This is a genomic window from Bradyrhizobium sp. cf659 (assembly GCF_900113725.1).
GTDB lineage: Bacteria > Pseudomonadota > Alphaproteobacteria > Rhizobiales > Xanthobacteraceae > Bradyrhizobium.
Genome location: NZ_FOQJ01000017.1, coordinates 36,678 through 56,273 on the forward strand (window position 1 = coordinate 36,678; position 19,596 = coordinate 56,273).

The window sequence follows — 19,596 nt, forward strand, 5'->3', positions numbered from 1 at the left end:
AAGCGGCCGCGATCTATCTATTTTCGAACTGCTATTCATGAAGCGCCCACCGATCGCAGGGGCTGCCCAGTGGCCATCACCGTTCGACCGATGACTCTGCAGGAAACTGCACTGATCATCGAGTATTTCCACACAGCGACGCCAGAGCACCTGGAAATGCTCGGGGTCGACCCGACACGACTGCCACCGGCATTACAATGGCAGCGACTTTATGAGCAAATGTTCGACCGGCCTGTCGAGCAGAGAAACGGCTTTTTGGTGAGCTGGCTCTCCGACGATCAGTTCCTGGGTTTCTCGACCGCTGACAAGATCCGCATTGGCCAGCACGCAAACATGCATTTGCACATCACGGATCCCTCGCTGCGCAAGCAGGGGATTGGCGTAGAGTGTGTCCGAAAGACCGTCGAACTCTATTTCCAGGTTCTAGAGTTGAAGCAACTCTTCTGTGAGCCCAATGCGTTTAATGTGGCTCCGAACCGCACGCTTCAAAAGGCGGGTTTCACGTACGTCAAGACGCACATGACCGTTCCGGGCCCTCTCAACTTCCACCAAGCGGTCAACCGTTGGATGATCGATCGAGGTTGATGGCAGTAAATCGCCGTCTCGACGAATTTATCAGTACGCGTCCTGGTTCACGTTTCTCTGATCGGCGGCGACTTGCAAAGACCGCGAGAATTGCTGGGACGCGTTTGTGTTGGCCCGGATGCGCCATTGTCTGCTTAAGAATGACCCGCCCGATCTGTGAGGAGGTCCCGCTTTTCGTCGGATATCGGTGAGACGGCCGGCCGATACCGGCGGGCAACGATACGGCGGAACAGCCAGAGGACAACCGGACAAGCCAGGAGCACGACGGCGCCGAAGTCGAGCGCGGCGCGCGCAGAGCCGGCCGACGTGGAGAGCTTTCCTCCGATCGCAGGTCCCGCGAGCATGCCGGCGTAGTAGACGGTGTAGAATAGTCCCATTCCGATCGGCCGCATCTTCTGATCGAGCACACGCGCAGGCAAGCTCATGATCGCACCGGCAGGCAGACCACAGACGATTCCAAGAGCGACGACGACGGGAAGCACCGTGCCGCTTCGCGACAGGAGAAGTGTCAGGAGAGCGAATGAGATGCAGCCCGTCACGAGGATGGCATCGCCGCGCTTGGTCCGATCGGCGAGGAAGCCGCCGAGCGGAACCGAAAGGGCGGCGAGCCAGAGCACGATACTGATGGTTGATCCGGCTGCTGCACCCGACCAGCCTTGCTCGACGAGCATCGACGGGCCGAAACTGAAGATCATCGCAAAACCGATGTTGTAGAGGCACCAGATCAGGCCGGCGGCAATCACGGCGCAGACCGTGTCGGCGGTCAGGCTGCCGCGCTCGCCTTCAACGGCGGCGGTCGCATCTGGCGCGCGATAGACCGAAGCGATGAGGCAGAGGCCGATCAGGATCACCCCTGCGACGGCGAGATTGACGGCATGGAGCCCGAACGTGGCCCCGACTGCCGGCAACAGCATGAGAGCGGCTGCGATACCAGCCGGCCATGAATTGATGAAGATGGCCATCGCGGTGGCGATCTCCCGACCGGCAAACCAGTCCGCGACCATCTTGGTCATCAGAACGTTCAGCAGAACGCCGCCGATGCCGGCCGTCAGCCGGCCCGCGATCTGCATGCTCCATGACGTTGACGTGGTCATCAGCAGCTCGCCTGCCAGCATCAGCAGGAGCCCGGCGAGAACCGTCACCTTGTCGCCATAGCGGCGGCCGATCGCGCCGCCGGGCAGCGCGAGCGCAGCGCCCGGCGCAAAATAGAGCCCGATCAGAACGCCGATATCGGCCAGACTCGCGCCCAGGCCCTGGCTGAGCTGCGGCGCGACGGCCGCGATGCTCTGAAACTGGAAAGCGATGGCGGCCCGCGCGACGAACAGGACAGCAAGAATGGTCCAGCGGCTTCGCATTTGGATCTTCCCCGATGCCGTGAACTATGTCGCCGGCCGGATATTCTGATTCAGACGGAAGAGATTGGTCGGATCATATCTGGTTTTGAGCGCGGCCAACCGTTCATAGTTCTCGCCATAGGCGTCGCGGACACGATCCTCGCCCTCATCGCCGAGATTGTTGGCGTAAACGCCGCCGGTCGAATAGGGCCTGACGGCGCTCCACAGCTCGCGCGCCCAACGCATGTTCGCGTCGTCGTCGGCCGGATCGTCCCAGATCGCGACCGGAAAGCAGTCGAACGCCGCATCGCGATTTGCGTAAGGCGAGTCGGACGTTGGAACCCGCGCGATTGCACCGCCGACGTGCTGGAAAACCAGCAGCGACGAGGTGTTGGGCGCCTTCGCATAGGCGTCGAGCAGCGCGTCGATCGCACCCGCAGGGATCTCGCGCAGGAACTGCGCCTTCCAGTAATAGCGCCGTCCGCGCGGAAACAGGGCATCGCCTCCCGACTGAATCTCGAGATAAGGGACCCTTGCGAGGCGGGTCTCGACGGGCGAGCCGAACCTGACGATCGGCGAAAGGGCTCGCTCACCGTCATGATGCGAGCCGACATAGCAGCCGGTGATGCTGAAGAACCGCTCGCCGGACGGCAGCGTGACCAGGGCTGCATCGACGTCCGCTTCGTCAGGAGCGCGGCGGGCGAATTCATCATAGAAGCGCATGGCCTCGCGCGCCTCGTCAAATCGATGCAGTGCGGACGCGACGAGCAGCGAGGTGCCGATGGCATGAAGCCGATATTCGAATGCGGTCACGATGCCAAAATTGCCGCCGCCACCCCGAAGGCCCCAGAAGAGGTCGGGGTGTTCGGTCGCACTGGCCCTCAGGATCTTTCCCTCGGCTGTCACCACTTCGGCGGCAATCAGGTTGTCGCAGGTCAGCCCGTATTTGCGTCCGAGCTTGCCAAAGCCGCCGCCAAGCGTGAGCCCGGCGATGCCGGTATCGCTGTTGACGCCCATGGTGGTCGCCAGGCCGTGCTCCTGTGTCGCCCTGTCGAACTCGCCCAGATTGAGGCCGGCCTCCGCGCGGGCGATCCGGCGGACCGGGTCGACCTCGATCTGCTTCATGTGCGAGAGGTCGATGACCATGCCGCCGTCGCAGACCGACAGGCCGGCGACATTGTGGCCGCCGCTGCGGACCGCGATGCAGATGCGATGAGATCTTGCGAACGCGACGGCTCGAGCGACGTCCTCGGCACCGGCGCAATAGGCGATCATGGCCGGCCGCTTGTCGATGGCGCCATTCCAGACCTTGCGCGCCTCGTCGTAACCGGCGCTCCCCTCGAGGACCACATTGCCCTTGAGCCGTAGCTGTGGAGTGGACCGCGGTTCGGCGTTCGATTTGCCCATCAGGTCGTCGTATGGCTGCCGCTGCTCCATCCGATTTGCTCCTCGCCACGAATGCCCAGGCCATCTTCTCACGGAGCGCCGGGTCGCTTCCTGAATCGGATCGGAAAAAGTTGCAAATTTCGCCAAAAATGATCTCTCTAGGCAATGGCGACGATCTACGAATTTGGTCCATTTCGTCTCGAGACAGACGCTGACACGCTGTTTCACGGAGCCGAGCCGGTCGCTCTTGGAGGGCGAGCGGTCGCGTTACTTCGGCTGCTTCTGGAAAGAGCGGGTAAGCCGGTTGCCAAGGACGCCTTGATGGAGACCGCCTGGCCGGGGCTGGCGGTCGAGGAAAGCAATCTGACCGTACAGATAGCCGCTCTGCGCCGCACGTTTGCCGCCGTCGAAGGCGGCAGCAGCTGGATCGAGACGCTGCCGCGCCGCGGTTACCGCTATGTCGGCCCGCCAGCCGCCACCTTGCCCGATGACAGCCGGCAAACGTGGCTCCCGTCCGCAAGCTCCGACAAGCCATCGATCGCCGTGCTGCCGTTTTCCAACTTGAGCGGCGATCCCGCGCAGGACTACTTCTCCGACGGGATCACGGAAGACGTCATTGCGGAGTTGTCGCGTTTCCGGTCGCTCTTCGTCGTGGCCCGCCATTCCAGCTTCGCTTACCGGGCCAGCTCGTCCGACATCAGAGAGGTCGGCCGCCAGCTCGGCGTGCGATATGTGGTGGAAGGGAGCGCACGCCGGATCGCGAAACGGGTGCGGGTGACCGTCAAGCTTCTGGATGCGGCGAGCGGCTTCACCCTCTGGACGGAGCGCTACGACCGCGAGATCGAAGACATCTTCGCCATCCAGGACGAAATCGTAGGCAAGATCGTTGCGGCGCTGCCCGGCCGGCTCGAGGACGCGGGCCGCGAGATCGCGAGAGGCAAGCAGACCTCAAACATCACGGCCTACGATCTCGTCCTGTTGGGAAACGAGAAATGGCGTCAATTGACCGTCAGGAGCATGGATGAGGCGGAAGGCTATTTCAGGAAGGCTGTGCGGCTCGATCCAGCCTATGCGCGTGCTCACGCCAATATAGCCTGGACGGTCGTCTGCGCTGCGTTTCTGGAATCACCCGCCGCCCCTCCCCTGGATGATGGTCGTCGCGACATCGAAATCGCGCTCGATCTTGACGAGAACGACGCCTGGTCGCACGGCGTCTTCGCACAACTTCTTTTCCTGCAAAACTGCGATCAAGAGGCCGAAACTCATTTCAAACGCGCTCTGGCGCTCAATCCGAACGACGCTGATGTCGCCGCCGCTTTTGCAAATATTCTGGTCTACTGGGGGCGCTGGCAGGACGCGCTTGCATGGATCAAATCGGCCAAACGGCTAAATCCATTTCCACCCAATATCTACCATTGGTACCACGCGCTGGCGCTCTATTCCGCTCGCGAATACGAACAGGCCATCAACGTTCTCAGGGAAGCGCGATCGAGCGACCGCTGGTCGCACGCGCTGCTTGCGGCGTGCTACGCGCAAACCGATCGACTGACGGAAGCGAGTTTCGAGGCGCGCACATTCATTCGAGAAAGATGTCTGGAATTGAGTGAGAACGGCGAAGCTCCGCCCCGCAACACGCTCGACCTCGCCCGGATGCGCGCCAACAGGTACAGAGACCCCGCCGACCGGGATCATTTCCTCGACGGACTTCGCAAAGCCGGCCTAGGTGATGGACTCTCCAACTCTGGATAGCGGCAACGTCGTTGGCACCGGCGACGGACGTTGCAAAGAGCGCTCCGATCAAGCGATCGAGGTTGCCGGACGTGCCGCAACGAGGACAAGCCCTACCCCGCCATCACCCCGCCCCGCCTGATCAGCTCCTTGCCGACCGCGGCCAGATGCACCTGATCAGGTCCGTCACCGATGCGGATGAAACGGGCGTAGACATAGGCGCGGGCGAGGAACGTGTCCTGCGAGACACCGGCGGCGCCGTGGATCTGGATGGCGCGGTCGATGACGCGGGCGGCCATGCTGGGCACCACGATCTTGGCCGCGGCGATCAGGTCGCGCGCGGCCTTGTTGCCTTCGCGGTCCATCCTGTCGGCGGCTTGCAGCGTCAAGAGCCGCGCCTGCGCGATCTCGCAGAAGGAGTGCGCGATGTCCTCGCGCACCGAGCCCTGCTCGGCGAGCGGCTTGCCGAAGGCTGTGCGCGATACCGCGCGCTGGCACATCAATTCGAGCGCGCGCTGGGCGCAGCCGATCAGCCGCATGCAGTGATGGATGCGGCCGGGTCCGAGCCGGCCTTGCGCGATCTCGAAGCCGCGGCCCTCGCCGAGCAGGATGTTCTCGGCGGGCACGCGAACGTTCTCGTAGACGATCTCGGGGTGGCCGACCGGCGCGTCGTCATAGCCGTAAGTGAGCATGTCGCGCACGATGCGCACGCCGGGCGTCGCCTTCGGCACCAGGATCATGGATTGCTGGCGATGGCGGTCGGGATGGTCGGGTGCGGTCTTGCCCATCACGATCAGGATCTCGCAATCCTCGTTCATCGCGCCTGACGTGAACCATTTGCGGCCGTTGATGACGTAGCTGTCGCCGTCGCGCTTGATCTCGCACTGGATGTTGGTGGCATCGCTGGAGGCGACCTGCGGCTCCGTCATCGAGAAGCCGGAGCGGATGCGCCCCTTCAGCAGCGGCTTCAGCCAGCGCTCCTGCTGCGCCGGCGTGCCGTAGTTCGCCAGCACCTCCATGTTGCCGACATCGGGCGCCGAGCAGTTGAAGACCTCGGGCGCCCAGAGGATGCGGCCCATGATCTCCTTCACGGGGGCGTATTCGAGGTTGGTGAGGCCCGAGCCGTGCTCACCGGAGAGAAACAGGTTCCAGAGCCCCTGCTCGCGCGCCAGCCGCTTCAGGTCCTGGAGAATTTGCGGCGTCCGGTAGCGCGTGGCCTCCGGCTTCACCTGCTCGTAATAGAGCTCCTCGACCGGCTCGACATGCGTCCGCATGAACTGGCTGACGCGCTGCTGAAGCTCAAGCGAACGGGCGGAGTGTTGAAAGTCCATGATGGTCTCCTCTTCCCTTCTCCCCTTGTGGGAGAAGGTGGCGCGAAGCCACCCTCTCCCACAAGGGGAGAGGGTGCACCGTCTCTATCTCGCGTTCGCTTTTCTCCGCATCACGTCCCGCGCAGCAGCTCGCTCGCCACGACCCAGTCGTTGCCGTCGAACTGGAGCATATAGCCGTCCTTGATCGGGCGGAAATCCTGCGGCGTGGTGTTGAGCGTGATGCCGGGCATCAAGAGCGACAGCGGCACGTTCTTTAGGTTGGCCGCCTGCGCCATGATGCTCTCGCGCGTCAGATTGTCCTTGCACTGCTTCAGCAGGACCACCAGGGCCTCGGCGACGGTGTAGCCGTAGAGGCCCGCGACGTTGTTGATGTCGGCATTGGGCAGGCGCTTCTTCATGAAGTCGATATAGGCCGTCATCGCCGGATCGTCCTTGGGCTGTTCGACGAAGGGCTTGAGCGCACCGAGCGAAAGCACGCCCTTGCCGGCATCGAGACCGGCCGGGACCATCACGGTCGCCTTGTTGGCGCAGCCGGAGGCGAGGAAACGCGTCGCCTGCCAGCCGACTTCGTGCGCCCTGCGGATCGCCTGCGCGCAGGCGCGCGGCGTCACCGAATAGATCATGAAGACATCGGCCTTGGTGTTGGCGAGCGTCAGCACCTGGGAATCGACGGTGGGATCGGCGACCTCGAAGCTCGAGGCCATCGCGAGCGCCTTGTCGGCGTCCGCGCCGAGCGCTTCCTTGACACCGCGCAGATATTCCTTGCCGGCGTCGTCGTTCTGATAGAGCACCGCGAAGCGCGCGTTGGGGTTCTTGGCGCGCGCATAGGCAACGTCGATCGCGGCCTCGCTGGTGTAGTTCGGCGCCCAGGGCAGCGCCATCGACCACGGCATGTTGGCGGGATCGTTCCACTTCGAGGCCGAGCTGATCAAAAAGAGCTGCGGCACCTTGTTGCTGTTGAGGTATTTCGCGATCGCCGAGCTCGGCGCGGTGCCCATGGTCGCGAAGATGAAGGCGACGCCGTCGCCTTCGACCAGCCGCCGCGCCGCTTCCATGGTCTTGGGCGGCGAGAACGCGTCGTCGAGCGACAAGAGATTGAGCTTGCGGCCGTTGACGCCGCCCTTCTCGTTGACCTCGTCGAAATAGGCCGAAATGACCCTGCCGGTAATCGCGAGCGGCGATGCGGGGCCGCTATAGGGCATGGTGTTGCCGATCTTGATCTCGGTGTCGCTGACGCCGGGACCGTAGGATTTTTGCGCGGAAGCGGGCGTGGACAGGCAGGCGGCAGCCAATGCTGCGGCCAGGGCCAAAGCGGCTTTCATGGATTCTCCCCGATGATTATCGCCGTGCGACGCCGTCAGGCGAGCGCGCGGCGCGCTGCTTTTTGTCAGCGCGTCAGATCAGCGGAGTTCCGCAACACGGTCTTGCGTCGAGTTGCTGGTTAGCGGCGTCGCCGCAGGCTGAAGCCCAGGCTGACCCAGCCGGCACCTGCCATGATCAGGTCGATGCCGAGAAACAGGCCAAGGATATAAACGCTGTTGACCGGCCAGCGCGCCAGGATCAAGAGCCCGAGCAGCAACGTGATGACGGCAGAGAGCGCCACCCAGACCCACGGGCTTTCGCGCTTCATGCTGAAGGCGAGAAACAGCCTGACGGCGCCCGAGGCGATCAGCGACGCGCCCAGGAACAGCGTCAGCAGGACTGCCGCAAGCAGAGGATTCTCGAAGGTGAGGAAACCGGCGATGACGTAGAGCACGCCGAGCAAGGCCCAGATCACGAACTTGCCCCAGCTCTTCATCTGGAACGCGCCGATGATTTCGGCCGCGCCGGCGACGATCATCATCGCGCCGACCACGATCACGCTCGCCACCGTCGCCATAACCATGCTGCCGAGCGCGACGAAGCCGGCGATGAGATAGACGACACCGAGCGCGACGATCCAGCCCCATTTGGCATGCAGCGCCGCGATGCTCGAGCCGAGGCTTGGATGATGAGACGTATCCGAGGCACTAGTCATGGCGGCCACTCCTGTACGCGGGCCCCCCAACGCACGACAGGATAGCACGCGCGGTGCAGGGGCGACAGCCAGCAAAGCAGCGCTTTGCGGTGCCAACATTGACGCAAATCAAGGTCGAATGTGACGCTTCAGTCCGGAATGCTGAAGTAGAACGCCGCGCCCTTGCCCACCTCGGCACTGGCCCAGATGCGTCCGCCGTGGCGTTGCACGATGCGCGATGCGATCGAGAGGCCGATCCCCGTGCCCTCGTACTGGTCGGAGTCGTGAAATCGCTGAAACGCCGCGAACAGCTTGTCGGCCTGCTGCATGTCGAAGCCGGCGCCGTTGTCGCGCACGCAATAGATCGTTTCGCACCCTTCGGTCCAGCCGATCACCGTGACCAGCGGCTTCTCCCGGGCGCGGGTGAACTTGAACGCGTTGGAGAGCAGATTGACGAGCACCTGCCGCAGCAGCGCCTGATCGCCGACGCAGCCGGGAATTTCGCCCACATGGACGACGACCTCACGGCCGCCATGCTGCCGGCGCAGCTCGTCCACGACCTCGCCGACAAGTGCTCCGGCATCGACCGGCCCCTTCGACAGCGGCTGGCGGCCGAACCGCGACAAGCGCAACAGTCCCTCGATCAGGCGCTGCATGTGCTCGCCGCCTGCCAGGATGGCGCCGGCCAGCTGCCGCGGCTGATCCGGCCATTGCGCGGAATGATCCTCGATCAGCGTCTCCGCATAGCCGACGATGACCGAGAGCGGACCGCGCAGATCGTGCGCGACGGAATAGGCGAATGCCTCGAGCTCGCGGTTGGCCGCTTCGAGCTCGAGGGTGCGCTCGCGGACCCGCAGCGCCAGCTCCGCATTCTCCAGGTGCAGGCGCCGCACCGCGAGCGCGCGCTCCAGCACGGGAATGACGACGCTGAGCCGGAACGGCTTGAGAATGTAGTCGAGCGCCCCCGCCTTCATGGCCTCGACCGCCGTCGCGATGGTCCCGTCGCCGGTCATGATGATGCCGACCAGATGCGGATCGATCTCCCGCGCGGCCCGCAGCAGCTCGATGCCGTCCATGTCCGGCATCATCAGGTCGGCGAGCAGGAGGTCGCATTTCGAGCGCCGCAGCTCCGCCAGCGCGGACTGGGCGTCGGTGAAGCCGACCGGCTCGTAATCCTCGCCGGGCAACGTGTCGCACAGCGCCCGCATCTGCGCCGCCTCGTCGTCAACCACCAGGATGCGGGCCTTCTTTGCGGTCGGCATTTCCTATTCGCTCACCTCTATCGCACCCTGGGCGCGGCCGGCCTCGCAGCATTGCGCCAGCGTTTCCCTCAATTCGCGAAGCTTCGGCGGCTTGCTCAGGAGGTGGTCGACATGGGCCGGAATGTCATCCTCGGACATCAGGCGCTTGCCCCATCCTGTCAGCATGATCACGGGCGTGGCGGGCGAGGCAGCCTTGATCGCGCTCGCCACCTTGCGGCCGTCGACGTTCGGCATGCCGAGATCGGTGATCACGGCGGCGAATATCTCGCCGCGCGCGGAGGCGGCGTGGAACGCGGCGATGCCCGCGACGCCGTCATTGGCCGTCGTCACGACGTGCCCCTCCGCCTCCAGCGTATTGCACAATGATTTGAGCAGGAGCGGATCGTCGTCGACCAGCAGCAGGCGCAGCCGGGAGAGCCTGCCGGATTCCAGCCTGTCCTGCGACGGCGTGGCGGGGGCGGCTTGCGGGACCGGAAAATTCAACGCCACGGTGGTGCCGCGACCGACGGCGCTGTCGATCTCGATCTCGCCGTTGTGCCGCCGGAGGACGCCGTAGACCATCGCCAGGCCCAATCCCGTTCCGCGCTCCCCTTTGGTCGTGAAGAACGGTTCGAGGCAGCGCCGGCGGGTCTCCTCGTCCATGCCCAGGCCGTCGTCATTGACCTCGATCCGCACCTGGCCGTGCCCGCCCGCGCCGCCGGCAAGCTTCGTGCGCAGCGTCAGCGTGCCGCCGCCGGGCACCGCATCGACGGCATTGAAGATGAGATTGATCAGCGCTTCGCGGATTTCGCTCTCGATGCCGGAGATCGCGGGCAATTGCTCCGCGAGCTCGGTGCGCAGCGCGATCACGGTTCCGCGAAGCTGCGGCATGTCGCTCCACCGCGCCCGCGTGAGGTCGACGACCTGCTGCACGAGCTGATTGAGATGGACCGGCATCAGCGTCAGTTGCGGCTCGCGCTGCCGGTAGAACTCGCGCATGCGCGCCACGGTATGGGCCACGTCGTCGACCGCCCGCTGGATCGTCTCCAGATAATCGCGCGTGCGCGCGCTCAGGTTCGGCTCCCGTTCCAGCAGCGATTGGGTGTACAGCGACACCGGCGAGAGCGCATTGTTGATGTCATGGGCTATGCCGCTCGCCATCTGCCCAAGGGCGCGCAGCCGCTCCTGCTGCATCACGGCCTGCTGGGTCTGCCGCAGATCCTCGTAAGCCTGTTGCAGCGCGCCATGGAGCTGCGCCTGATGGGCGGCGAGCGCGACATGCTCGCTCAATTGCCGCAGGAACTCGCATTCGCCGCTGCTGAAGCTGTCCCGCTCCTTCCGCGCCGCGACGAGGACGCCGAACACCCGGCTCTCCACCTGGAGCGGGGCCAGCACCATCGCGTGCAGCCCGCCCCGCGCGAGCCGGGCCGGGAACGGAAAGGCCGACCGCGTGATATCAGGCTCATAGACGAGTTGCCCCATCACGCAGCGCGAAAGGCCGTTTTCGTCGATGTCGATCCGCGACCGCTCCGGCATCGCGAGTTCAATCGCCAGCGCACCGCTCTTGATCCCGACGCATTCCACCGTCAGCACGTGATCGACCGCGTCGTGAAAGCACAGACAGCCGAAGTCCACGGGCAACTGGTCTTCGAGACTGCGGACCACCACCTGGAAAATGCTGTTGAGATCCTGCCGCTCGCCGATCGCGCGGGTGATCTGGTGCAGCAGGCTCAGCCGGGCGAGCTGCGCCTGGGCCTTCTGCTCCGCGTGCCTGCGCACGAGAACCTCGGATTCCAGCGCGAGATTGGACGCTGCAAGCTGCGCGGTCCGCTCCTCAACACGCACTTCCAGCTCCTCGTTCAAGCGCCCGAGCTGGGCTTGCGCCCGCATCCGCTCCAGCATGTCCGACGAGGCCATCTGCATCATCGAGAGCAGCAGGACGAGGCAGCCCGCGACCTTGCCGAGGTGAGCGACCATCGCCTCGGTGTCGTGCGGTGCCTGCGAGTACAGCATCGCGACGTGGCCGAGCAGAACGACCGCGCCCATCAGGGCCAGCGGCCCGAAGATGCGGTCCGTCATTCGCAGCCGCCAGCACAAGACGCAGGTGATCGCCCACAAGGGCGGCGCCAGGATCAGCACCGGACGGGTGATATCGAGCAGGCCCGGAGGACGATATGGCGGAAGGCGCTGGAAGATCGCAACCAGCAGCACGGCGACGACGGCCATGAACAGCGCAAAGGCCGGCATCCCGACCCGGCCCCGCCGCTCCGACCAGATCGCGGCAAGAATTCCGATCGCGAGGATGTGGGCTGCCGGCGGCCATGTCGCCGGCCGGAGAAATTCCCGCAGCTGCATGACGAAAGCCAGCGACCCCGACCATTCCACGATCACCAGGACGTGGAAGAACTCCATGACGAAGGTCGCGCCGAAGGCGATCGCGAGCCGCTTGGACAGCGGCTGTTCGATGCGCGTGCCCGTATCCCAGAGCAGCAACGCCAGCACCCCCGTGATGAGGGTGATGCTGGTGTCGAGAATGGTGTGGAGTTCCGGATAGTCCTGTCGCCCGGCGCCGAGCAGAAACGCGCTGCCAATGCCGAAGGCGATCAGGACGCCCGCGACACTGAGCGATCGATTTGCAGGCTTGGCCGCGCTGTCCATATCGCTACCAAAGGAACCATCTTTTGAGAAAGGGACGGCTCGAATCGAACGTCAGCGATGTTTCCCCCTTTTTTGCAGCGCATGCAATCTATACGTGCAGCAGGTGCAGGGGGAGCCGCCCGGCCATCCCGGCTCCTCGCCTGCGACAATCCGGCAGGTGAATTGGCTCGCCGGGGCACCGCCACGCGACGGCAGCGGCTCACGAACCCCGCCGCTCCATGTCGAGCTCGGCCTTGAGACTGTCGAGATCGCGGTAAATCGAGGCGACCGCAAGCACGTGGCCGCCCTTGCGGTACTTCAGCAGACAGTCCTTGCCTGCAATGCTGCCGTCGATCACGATGTCGTCAAAACTCTCGGCGTGGCCGACATAGTTGATCGGCACATCGTAATGCTGGCTCCAGAAGAACGGCACGGCATCGAAGCGTTCACGCCGGCCCAGCATGTTGCGCGCCGCGGTCTGGCCCTGCCGCTCCGCCACCACCCAGTGCTCGACACGGATGGTTTGCCGCGAATGCGGATCGGGCCAGCGCGCGATGTCGCCAGCCGCAAAGATACCGGCGATGCTGGTTTCGAGATATTCGCTCACGCTGACACCGCGATCCGCCGCAAGCCCCGCCTTCTCGGCCAGCGCAAGGCGCGGCTTGACGCCGATGCCGACCACGACAAGGTCGGCCTCGATGACGCCGCCGCTCTTCAGCGTCGCGCGCGTACCGTCGAGCCTCTCCACAGTGTCCCCGAGGTGGAAGTTGACGCCATTCTCTTCATGGAGCGCGCGAACGAAATCGCCCATCTCCGGTCCGAGCACGCGCTGCATCGGCCGCTCCTCTGGAGCGACCACGTGCACTTCGAGCTTGCGCGCTCGCAAGGAGGCCGCGACTTCCAGCCCGATGAAGCTGGCGCCGATCACCAGCACGCGCCTCGCGCTGCCCGTGGCCTTGATGATGGCACGGCTGTCGGCAACAGACCGCAAGGTGTGGACATGGGGCTGGTCGGCGCCCGGAATCTGCAATTTGACCGGCTCGGCGCCGGTCGCGAGCAGCAGCCGGTCGAACGGCAGTCTGTCGCCATTGCCCAGCGTGACGCTGCGTGTCTTCGCATCGATCGCGGAGACATTCGTGTTCAGCCTGAGATCGATGCCGGCGTCCTGATAATAGTCCTCGCCCCGCAGCGGCAGCCAATCCTCCGGTGCGGTGCCGGCGAGATAGTCCTTCGAGAGGTTCGGCCGGTCCACCGGCATGGCGCCGTCATTGCTTAGCATGGTGATGGCGCCCGCAAAGCCCTCGCGCCGGAGCATCTCGGCCGCCGCGAAGCCGGCCGCGCCGCCGCCGACGATGACGAACTTCTCGGGCGCCGGCGCGCTGCGGTGCGTCGCCGGCGGCTTCGGTGCCTCACGCTTGCGCTGAACGATGATCCTGTCCTGGTCCCGCGTCACCTCCCATACCGCCAGCGCGTTGAGGGCGGGCGGGCGCGTCGCCTCGCCTGATCGCAAGGAGAAGCAGGCGTGATGCCAGGGACAGCGGATGGTGTCGTCCACCACCAGGCCTTCGGCGAGCGGGCCGTGATAATGGCTGCAGGCGGGCTCGATCGCGAAGACCTCGCCGCCCGCCTGGACCAGCAACACGTCTTCCTCGCCGACATGGCCGAGCAGCTTGCCGTCCTTGAACGCAGTGAGCGCCACGCCTGTGGTCAGATCCGGTCCGCTCGGCTTGCTTTCCTCGCTCATGGTCATCTCCCTCGAGCTCAACGCGTAGCTCGGGATTGGACGGCGGGACCGGCGAAAAGTTCCTGCGATCGCGAAAATCAGGGCCCGGCGGCGGCCTTGCGCACGCCGATCACCGCCTGCGCCCATTCGGCCGGCCGCTCCTGCGGCAGGTTATGACCGGCGCCTGCGAACACGCGCCGCTCGAAAAAGCCCTCGAACTTGCGCGCGTGATGGGCGGTGCCGGAATTGACGCCGTCGCTGTCGCCGTCGATCGCGATCGTCGGGACGCGGATCGGCGGCTGTGCCGCAAGCCTTTCCTCGATCCCGGCATAGGCGGGATCGCCCGCGACCAGCGCGTAGCGGTGGCGGTAGGAGTGAATCACGACATCGACGAAGTCGGGATTGTCGAACGAGATCGCGCTCCGCTCGAACGTCGCATCGTCAAAGGCCCATGTCGGCGACCACATCGACCAGAGCTGGCGGGCGAAGCCGCGCCGGTTGCGCTCCAGCGCGCGGCGGCCACGCTCGTTGTGAAAGAGATATTGATACCAGAGCGCCGCCTCATGCGCCGGGGAGCCCGGCTCCATGGAGCGGGCGATGTCCTGGATGTTGTAGGAATTGCCGGAGACGAGCCCGACAACGCGCGCGGGGTACAGCGCCGCCACCACGCAGGCCGCGCGGCCGCCCCAGTCATAGCCGCCGACGACCGCGCGTTCGATGCGAAGCGCGTCCATGAAGGCCAGCAGGTCGGCGCCCAGCGCCGCCTGCTCGCCGGAGCGTAGCGTTTCCGGAAAACGAAACCGCGTCGGGCCGTAGCCGCGCAGCCAGGGCACCAGCACCCGCGCGCCGGCCTGCGCGATGATCGGCGCCGTCTCGGCATAGGCGTTCACGTCGTAGGGGAAGCCGTGGCCCAGGATGCAGGGCCAGCCATCAGGCGTGCCGTATTCGAGATAGGCGATGTCGAGGACATCCGTGGTGATGTTTTTTTGTTGCATGGTTTTCTCACGGATTTGCGGTCGTAGCCCGGATGAGCGCAGCGACATCCGGGGGTTGGCGACACCGGACCCGGATATCGCTTCGCTCATCCGGGCTACAAGGCTAGAAGCGTCCCCCTATTTCTGTGGGCCCGACAGCGAGATCTCGCGTTCGGCGCGGAACACATTGCTGTAGAGGTTGGCGATCCACTGCCGGCCGATCTCGGTCTTGTTGAGGTAGCCGATCTCGGTCTGAATATGCGGTGCGACGCTGTTCCAGTAGAATTGTGGATAGCGGTTCACGATGTCGGCGGGCGAATCGTAGCCGAGCTGGCGGTTGATGCCGACCTCCTCGAATTCGTAATAGAGCGCATTGGCCTTGCGCAGATAGTTGGGATCGCCGAGCTGGCCGATGAAGTCGGCGGCGCGCAGGATCGAGGCCTCGTCGTCATACTCCTGCCCTTCGCGCGCCGGGAAGCGTGTTCCCTCGATGGCGCGGGCGACGCGCTCGCTGTCGATACCGCGGATCGGCGGCAGCCGCCGCCGCACAAATAGTTTCGAGCGATCAACGTGATACATCATCAGGCTGGCATCCGAGGCGCCGCGCGGCAGCGACACCTTGGTCCCGGCCTCGTCGATGATGAAACCGTCTTCGTCGTCCTCCGGAAACAGGCCGCGGACATAGCCGATGTCGTGCGCAAGGCAGGCGATCAGGATATGGAGGTAGTCCTCCGCCGCAAGATGCGCATGGAGGTTACGTCCCGTGAGGATGGCCTGGGCGGCCAGCGTCACCAGCATCGTATGCTCGATGTTGTGGTACAGCGCGTCGCTGTTGCCGATGCACTCCATCGCGGTGCGTGTCGAGCCCTCCAGCACCCTGGCAGAGGGCTCGTCGTACCGGCGACGCATGAATGTGCCCAGCAACTTCTCCAGGGATTCGGCCGCCAGTCTCGGCAACGTGATCATGGATGCAGCCCCGCTTGTCGGTGGTGTCCCACGTCAACTCCCGACGTCTCATTCTTGTCCTCGACGCAGAGGCCAGCATAGCCCATCTTGGGCCGGGTGACCAAATCCCGGAACAAAAATACGGAAATATGTTGCAGTTGCGCGCTGCGACATCGCGGTTGCGGTCGCGGCGCGATGCATCCAGGGCGGGCCGGGCAGGACTGCGGCCGCCGGACGTCGGCGAGAGGGCCCCTGAATGGACTCCGGCAGGCGCATGCGCCTGCATCGTCCTGGACGATGCAGGGACGGCGGAGGCCCGCGGTCATTCCACCAGCAGCACGTCGACGGCGACGCCGAGCTTCTGCTTCGGCGAACCGACGATGATGCCATCGACCGGCGAGACGTCGGAGAAGTCGCGCGCGACCGCGAGCACGATATGGTCATTGGCGACCAGAAGATCGTTGGTCGGATCGAAATCGACCCAGCCGAGCTCCGCCCCGCACCACAGCGACACCCAGGCGTGGGTAGCGTCGGCGCCTTGCAGCCGCGGCTGGCCCGGCCGCGGAATGGTGCGCAGATATCCACTGACATAGGCCGCCGGAAGACCGAGCCCGCGCAGTCCTGCGATCATCACATGGGCAAAGTCCTGGCAGACGCCGTGGCGCTTGTCGAAGACCTCGTTGAGCGGCGTCGAAATCACCGTCGCCTTGGGATCGTAGCGAAACTCGGTGCGGATGCGGTGCATGAGATCGACCGCGCCGGCGAGGATGCCCGCGCCGGGCGCAAAGCTCGTCGCCGCATAGGCGCTGACCGGACGCAGCACCGGCACCAGCGGACTCGCGAAGACGTAGCCGACCGGCGATGACGGCCCGAGGCTGGTCGCCTCGAAGGCAATGTCGCGAATGCTCTCCCAGGCCGGGCTGCCAGCATCGCGCGCCGGCGGCCGGCGCGAGACCGAGACGCGCGAGCGCGAGTCGATACGCAAGTTGCGATGCGCGGCCTCGATCACGACGCTCTCGGTCAGCGTGCCGAAGAAATCGCGCCGCACGTTGCGCTCGGAGGGGCGCGGACGAATCTCGACATGGTGCGAGATCAGCTCCTGGCCGCCGCCGCTCCTCGGCTCCAGCCGCAGCGTGCAGCGGGCGAAGCTGACCGGACTCTCGTATTCGTAGGTGGTGACGTGACGGATGTCGTAGATCACGCCAGCCCCGTCAGCTTTTCCGGACGGCTAGCGTTCGGGCCATGCGGGAAGTAATGCAGCCCGATCGCCTCGGCGAGGCTGAGCAGATCCTGCTCCAGCGAGAACAGCGTCTTGACCTCGAGCTTCTCGGCCTCGGCGGTCGCCAGCATCGCCAGCACTGCGACTGCGAGGCGCTGCGGCTGCTCAATCAGACCGTGCTCCTTCAGGCTCGGCAGCGCTGCGATGTGCTCGTTCAGCATCGCCACCTGGAACGCCACCGAACGCGGGTTGTAGCTGTCGAGCACCGCGAGGTCGCGCACCGGGGCCAGGATCGGCGCCAGCAGATAGCGCGAGCGGTAGGTGATCTGGGAATCCACCAGCGTCAGCAGGATGTCGAGATCCTCGTCGCCGGCCTCGTCATACGCAAATTGACGTGCAAAGCGCGTGGTGTTGATGGCGCGCTCGGTGCGGCGGCCGATGTCGAGAAAGCGCCAGCCGGCGGCGCGGTTCATGTTCTCCTGCGCAAGGCCGGCAAAGCTCGCCAGCTCCTGCAAGGTCAGCTCGGCCGCGCTCAGCACGCTGTCGTCGTCCTCGACCTCGTAGGCGAGGCGCTCGGCCATCTCGGTGATGACCTGCCAGGCATCGGGCGACAGCCGCTCGCGCAGGGAGGTCGCGGTGCGCTGCGCCGCGCGCACCAGCGACAAGGCCGAGCCGAAACGCTCCGCGCTCTGCAACGCCTCGGCGGTGATGCGCCCCGGCGCCGCGCGCGAGGTCTGCGAGATCGCGCCCCAGGCCACCAGCAGGCGCTGGATGCGTTCGGCCGATTGCAGCGAGGCCGCGGTGCCCTTGTTGGGCCCGCTCGGCGAGCCCAGCGCGCGCACCAGCCGCAGTGTCGCCTCGGCGCGTTCGAGATAGCGGCCGAGCCAGAACAGATTGTCGGCGGCACGGCTCGGCAGCACGCCCGCGATGCGGCGGATCCGCACCTTGTCGGTCGCGGGCAGCAGCGTCGCGGTCGAGACCTGCTTGCCCGAGACGACCCAGACGTCGGCGGCGCGCGCGCCGTCGCCCATCGACACCGCGCGCGCGTCGGCCTGTTCGGCGATGCGGCAGAAGCCGCCGGGCATGATGGCCCAGCCGTCGGGCGTGGCGGCGGCGAACACGCGCAGCACGAACGGGCGCGGCGTGATCTGGCCCTGCTCCCACACCGGCATGGTCGAGAGCCGCACCACCTCCTGGCCGACATAGTCCATGCCGCGCGTGCCGATGGCGTCGATCAGGCGCTGCCGCCCGCCGGCGTCGAGCTCGCTCGCGAGCACGGGGCCGTTGCTGTCGAACCCGGGAACGCCGCGCCGGTAGGCGCCCTCGATCGCGACCTCGTCGAGCCGCGACAGCACCTCGTCGCGCGCGATGCGCTGGCCGCACCACCAGGTCGCGATGTGCGGCATCTTCAGCTCCTCGCCGAGCAGGCGGCGGCTGAGCGCCGGCAGGAAGCCGAGCATGGCGCGCGCCTCCAGCACGCCGGAGCCCGGCATGTTGGCGACGACGACGCCGTCCTTGCGCAGCACGTCGATCAGGCCGGGCACCCCCAGCCGCGAAGACGCATCGAGTTCGAGCGGATCGAGCGAGTTGGAATCGACGCGGCGGAGCAGCACGTCGAGCCGCTTGAGGCCCGCGACGGTACGGATGTGGACGCGGTTGTCGCTGACGGCGAGATCATCGCCCTCGACCAGGAGGAAGCCGAGATAGCGCGCCAGCGTCGCGTGCTCGAAATAGGTCTCGCTGAAGCTGCCGGGGGTGAGCACGCCGATCCGCGGCTCGTCGCGATCGGCACGCGCGCGCAGGCTGTCGCGAAACGCCTCGAAGAACGGCGCGACGCGCGGCACGTTCATCGACTTGTAGAGATCGGAGAAGGCGCGCGAGAGCACGAGGCGGTTTTCCAGCGCGTAGCCCGCACCCGATGGCGCCTGCGTGCGGTCGCCGAGCACCCACCAGCGGCCGTCGGGCCCGCGGCCGACATCGGCGGCATAGAGCGAGAGGTAGCGCCCGCCCGGGGGCGGCACGCCGCAGACGGGGCGGAGATATTCGGGACTGCCGGCGATCGCGGCCGCCGGCAGCGCACCTTCCGCGACCAGCCGGCCCTCGCCATAGATGTCGCGCAGCACGAGCTCGAGCAGCTCGGCACGCTGGGTGATGCCGTCACAAAGCTGCTTCCAGTCGGCCTCGTCGATCAGCAGCGGCAGATGGCTGAGCGACCACGGCCGGTCGGCACTGTCACCGGGGGCGCGGTAGGTGACGCCGGCCTCGCGAAGGTGACGGTCGGCCATGCCGAACCGCCGCTCGATCTCGTCGGGCGCAAGCGCCCCGAAGGCGTCGAAGAAGCGGCTCCAGACCGCGCGCGGGGCGCCATCGGGCCCCAGGAACTCGTCGGGAATGCCGGGCAGGCGGCGATAGTCGCGGACCCATTGCGCGAGGCGGCGCTGGCCTTGCACCCTACCCGCCTTGTCGTCCCCTTCGGCTGCGCCCTCGCCCATGCGCC

Annotated in this window: 14 protein-coding genes; 2 read left to right on the plus strand and 12 right to left on the minus strand. The window is 65.8% G+C overall.

Going from position 1 to position 19,596, the window contains the following annotated elements; all coding sequences use genetic code 11:
- Positions 1–69: 69 nt before the first annotated feature.
- Positions 70–585: a GNAT family N-acetyltransferase gene (locus tag BM118_RS37890; protein ID WP_092192819.1), complete on the plus strand. Its 516-nt coding sequence runs from the start codon at positions 70–72 to the stop codon at positions 583–585.
- Between the two features lie 134 nt (positions 586–719).
- On the opposite strand, the gene BM118_RS37895 is transcribed toward BM118_RS37890, so the two are convergent.
- Together BM118_RS37895 and BM118_RS37900 are read right to left on the minus strand one after the other, a co-directional pair.
- Entirely contained in the window at positions 720–1,940 is a 1,221-nt protein-coding gene (locus tag BM118_RS37895) for an MFS transporter (protein WP_092192821.1), read from the minus strand.
- 24 nt (positions 1,941–1,964) lie between these two features.
- On the minus strand, positions 1,965–3,356 hold the full coding sequence (locus tag BM118_RS37900; protein ID WP_092192823.1) for an FAD-binding oxidoreductase: 1,392 nt from the start codon (positions 3,354–3,356) through the stop codon (positions 1,965–1,967).
- Positions 3,357–3,470: 114 nt separating this feature from the next.
- Between BM118_RS37900 and BM118_RS37905 the strand changes: the two genes are divergently transcribed.
- On the plus strand, positions 3,471–5,054 hold the full coding sequence (locus BM118_RS37905) for a winged helix-turn-helix domain-containing tetratricopeptide repeat protein (RefSeq protein WP_092192825.1): 1,584 nt from the start codon (positions 3,471–3,473) through the stop codon (positions 5,052–5,054).
- Between the two features lie 92 nt (positions 5,055–5,146).
- On the opposite strand, the gene BM118_RS37910 is transcribed toward BM118_RS37905, so the two are convergent.
- From BM118_RS37910 to BM118_RS37960, 10 genes are all read right to left on the minus strand, one after another.
- Positions 5,147–6,364, minus strand: a complete 1,218-nt coding sequence (locus tag BM118_RS37910; RefSeq protein WP_092192827.1) for an acyl-CoA dehydrogenase family protein — start codon at positions 6,362–6,364, stop codon at positions 5,147–5,149.
- Between the two features lie 110 nt (positions 6,365–6,474).
- On the minus strand, positions 6,475–7,686 hold the full coding sequence (locus BM118_RS37915) for an ABC transporter substrate-binding protein (RefSeq protein ID WP_092192829.1): 1,212 nt from the start codon (positions 7,684–7,686) through the stop codon (positions 6,475–6,477).
- Between the two features lie 119 nt (positions 7,687–7,805).
- The gene (locus tag BM118_RS37920) at positions 7,806–8,381 is read right to left on the minus strand and encodes an HdeD family acid-resistance protein (protein WP_092192831.1); all 576 of its coding nucleotides are present in this window, start codon (positions 8,379–8,381) and stop codon (positions 7,806–7,808) included.
- 128 nt (positions 8,382–8,509) lie between these two features.
- The gene (locus BM118_RS37925; protein ID WP_092192833.1) at positions 8,510–9,622 is read right to left on the minus strand and encodes a sensor histidine kinase; all 1,113 of its coding nucleotides are present in this window, start codon (positions 9,620–9,622) and stop codon (positions 8,510–8,512) included.
- A gap of 3 nt (positions 9,623–9,625) precedes the next feature.
- Positions 9,626–12,259, minus strand: coding sequence for an ATP-binding protein (locus tag BM118_RS37930; RefSeq protein ID WP_177235048.1), 2,634 nt, complete (start codon positions 12,257–12,259; stop codon positions 9,626–9,628).
- 199 nt (positions 12,260–12,458) lie between these two features.
- Entirely contained in the window at positions 12,459–13,982 is a 1,524-nt protein-coding gene (locus BM118_RS37935) for an FAD-dependent oxidoreductase (protein ID WP_177235049.1), read from the minus strand.
- Between the two features lie 77 nt (positions 13,983–14,059).
- Positions 14,060–14,956 (minus strand): alpha/beta fold hydrolase, encoded by an 897-nt coding sequence (locus BM118_RS37940; protein ID WP_092192835.1) that lies wholly within the window; start codon positions 14,954–14,956, stop codon positions 14,060–14,062.
- A gap of 117 nt (positions 14,957–15,073) precedes the next feature.
- Positions 15,074–15,901, minus strand: coding sequence for an HD domain-containing protein (locus tag BM118_RS37945; protein ID WP_092192837.1), 828 nt, complete (start codon positions 15,899–15,901; stop codon positions 15,074–15,076).
- A 301-nt stretch (positions 15,902–16,202) separates the two neighbouring features.
- Positions 16,203–17,081 (minus strand): transglutaminase family protein, encoded by an 879-nt coding sequence (locus tag BM118_RS37955; RefSeq protein WP_092192839.1) that lies wholly within the window; start codon positions 17,079–17,081, stop codon positions 16,203–16,205.
- Positions 17,078–19,591 carry a circularly permuted type 2 ATP-grasp protein gene (locus BM118_RS37960; RefSeq protein WP_092192841.1) on the minus strand — a complete coding sequence of 838 codons (2,514 nt, stop codon included), beginning with the start codon at positions 19,589–19,591 and terminating at the stop codon, positions 17,078–17,080. Before BM118_RS37960 ends, BM118_RS37955 begins: the two co-directional genes overlap by 4 nt.
- Between the last annotated feature and the right edge of the window lie 5 nt (positions 19,592–19,596).

Bases quoted from the DNA above. Each gene is read 5' to 3' on its own strand.
- BM118_RS37945 (WP_092192837.1), bottom strand. From the start codon at position 15,901: ATGATCACGTTGCCGAGACTGGCGGCCGAATCCCTGGAGAAGTTGCTG.
- BM118_RS37900 (WP_092192823.1), bottom strand. From the start codon at position 3,356: ATGGAGCAGCGGCAGCCATACGACGACCTGATGGGCAAATCGAACGCC.
- BM118_RS37935 (WP_177235049.1), bottom strand. From the start codon at position 13,982: ATGAGCGAGGAAAGCAAGCCGAGCGGACCGGATCTGACCACAGGCGTG.
- BM118_RS37910 (WP_092192827.1), bottom strand. From the start codon at position 6,364: ATGGACTTTCAACACTCCGCCCGTTCGCTTGAGCTTCAGCAGCGCGTC.
- BM118_RS37925 (WP_092192833.1), bottom strand. From the start codon at position 9,622: ATGCCGACCGCAAAGAAGGCCCGCATCCTGGTGGTTGACGACGAGGCG.
- BM118_RS37930 (WP_177235048.1), bottom strand. From the start codon at position 12,259: ATGGACAGCGCGGCCAAGCCTGCAAATCGATCGCTCAGTGTCGCGGGC.
- BM118_RS37915 (WP_092192829.1), bottom strand. From the start codon at position 7,686: ATGAAAGCCGCTTTGGCCCTGGCCGCAGCATTGGCTGCCGCCTGCCTG.
- BM118_RS37940 (WP_092192835.1), bottom strand. From the start codon at position 14,956: ATGCAACAAAAAAACATCACCACGGATGTCCTCGACATCGCCTATCTC.
- BM118_RS37920 (WP_092192831.1), bottom strand. From the start codon at position 8,381: ATGACTAGTGCCTCGGATACGTCTCATCATCCAAGCCTCGGCTCGAGC.
- BM118_RS37960 (WP_092192841.1), bottom strand. From the start codon at position 19,591: ATGGGCGAGGGCGCAGCCGAAGGGGACGACAAGGCGGGTAGGGTGCAA.
- BM118_RS37895 (WP_092192821.1), bottom strand. From the start codon at position 1,940: ATGCGAAGCCGCTGGACCATTCTTGCTGTCCTGTTCGTCGCGCGGGCC.
- BM118_RS37905 (WP_092192825.1), top strand. From the start codon at position 3,471: ATGGCGACGATCTACGAATTTGGTCCATTTCGTCTCGAGACAGACGCT.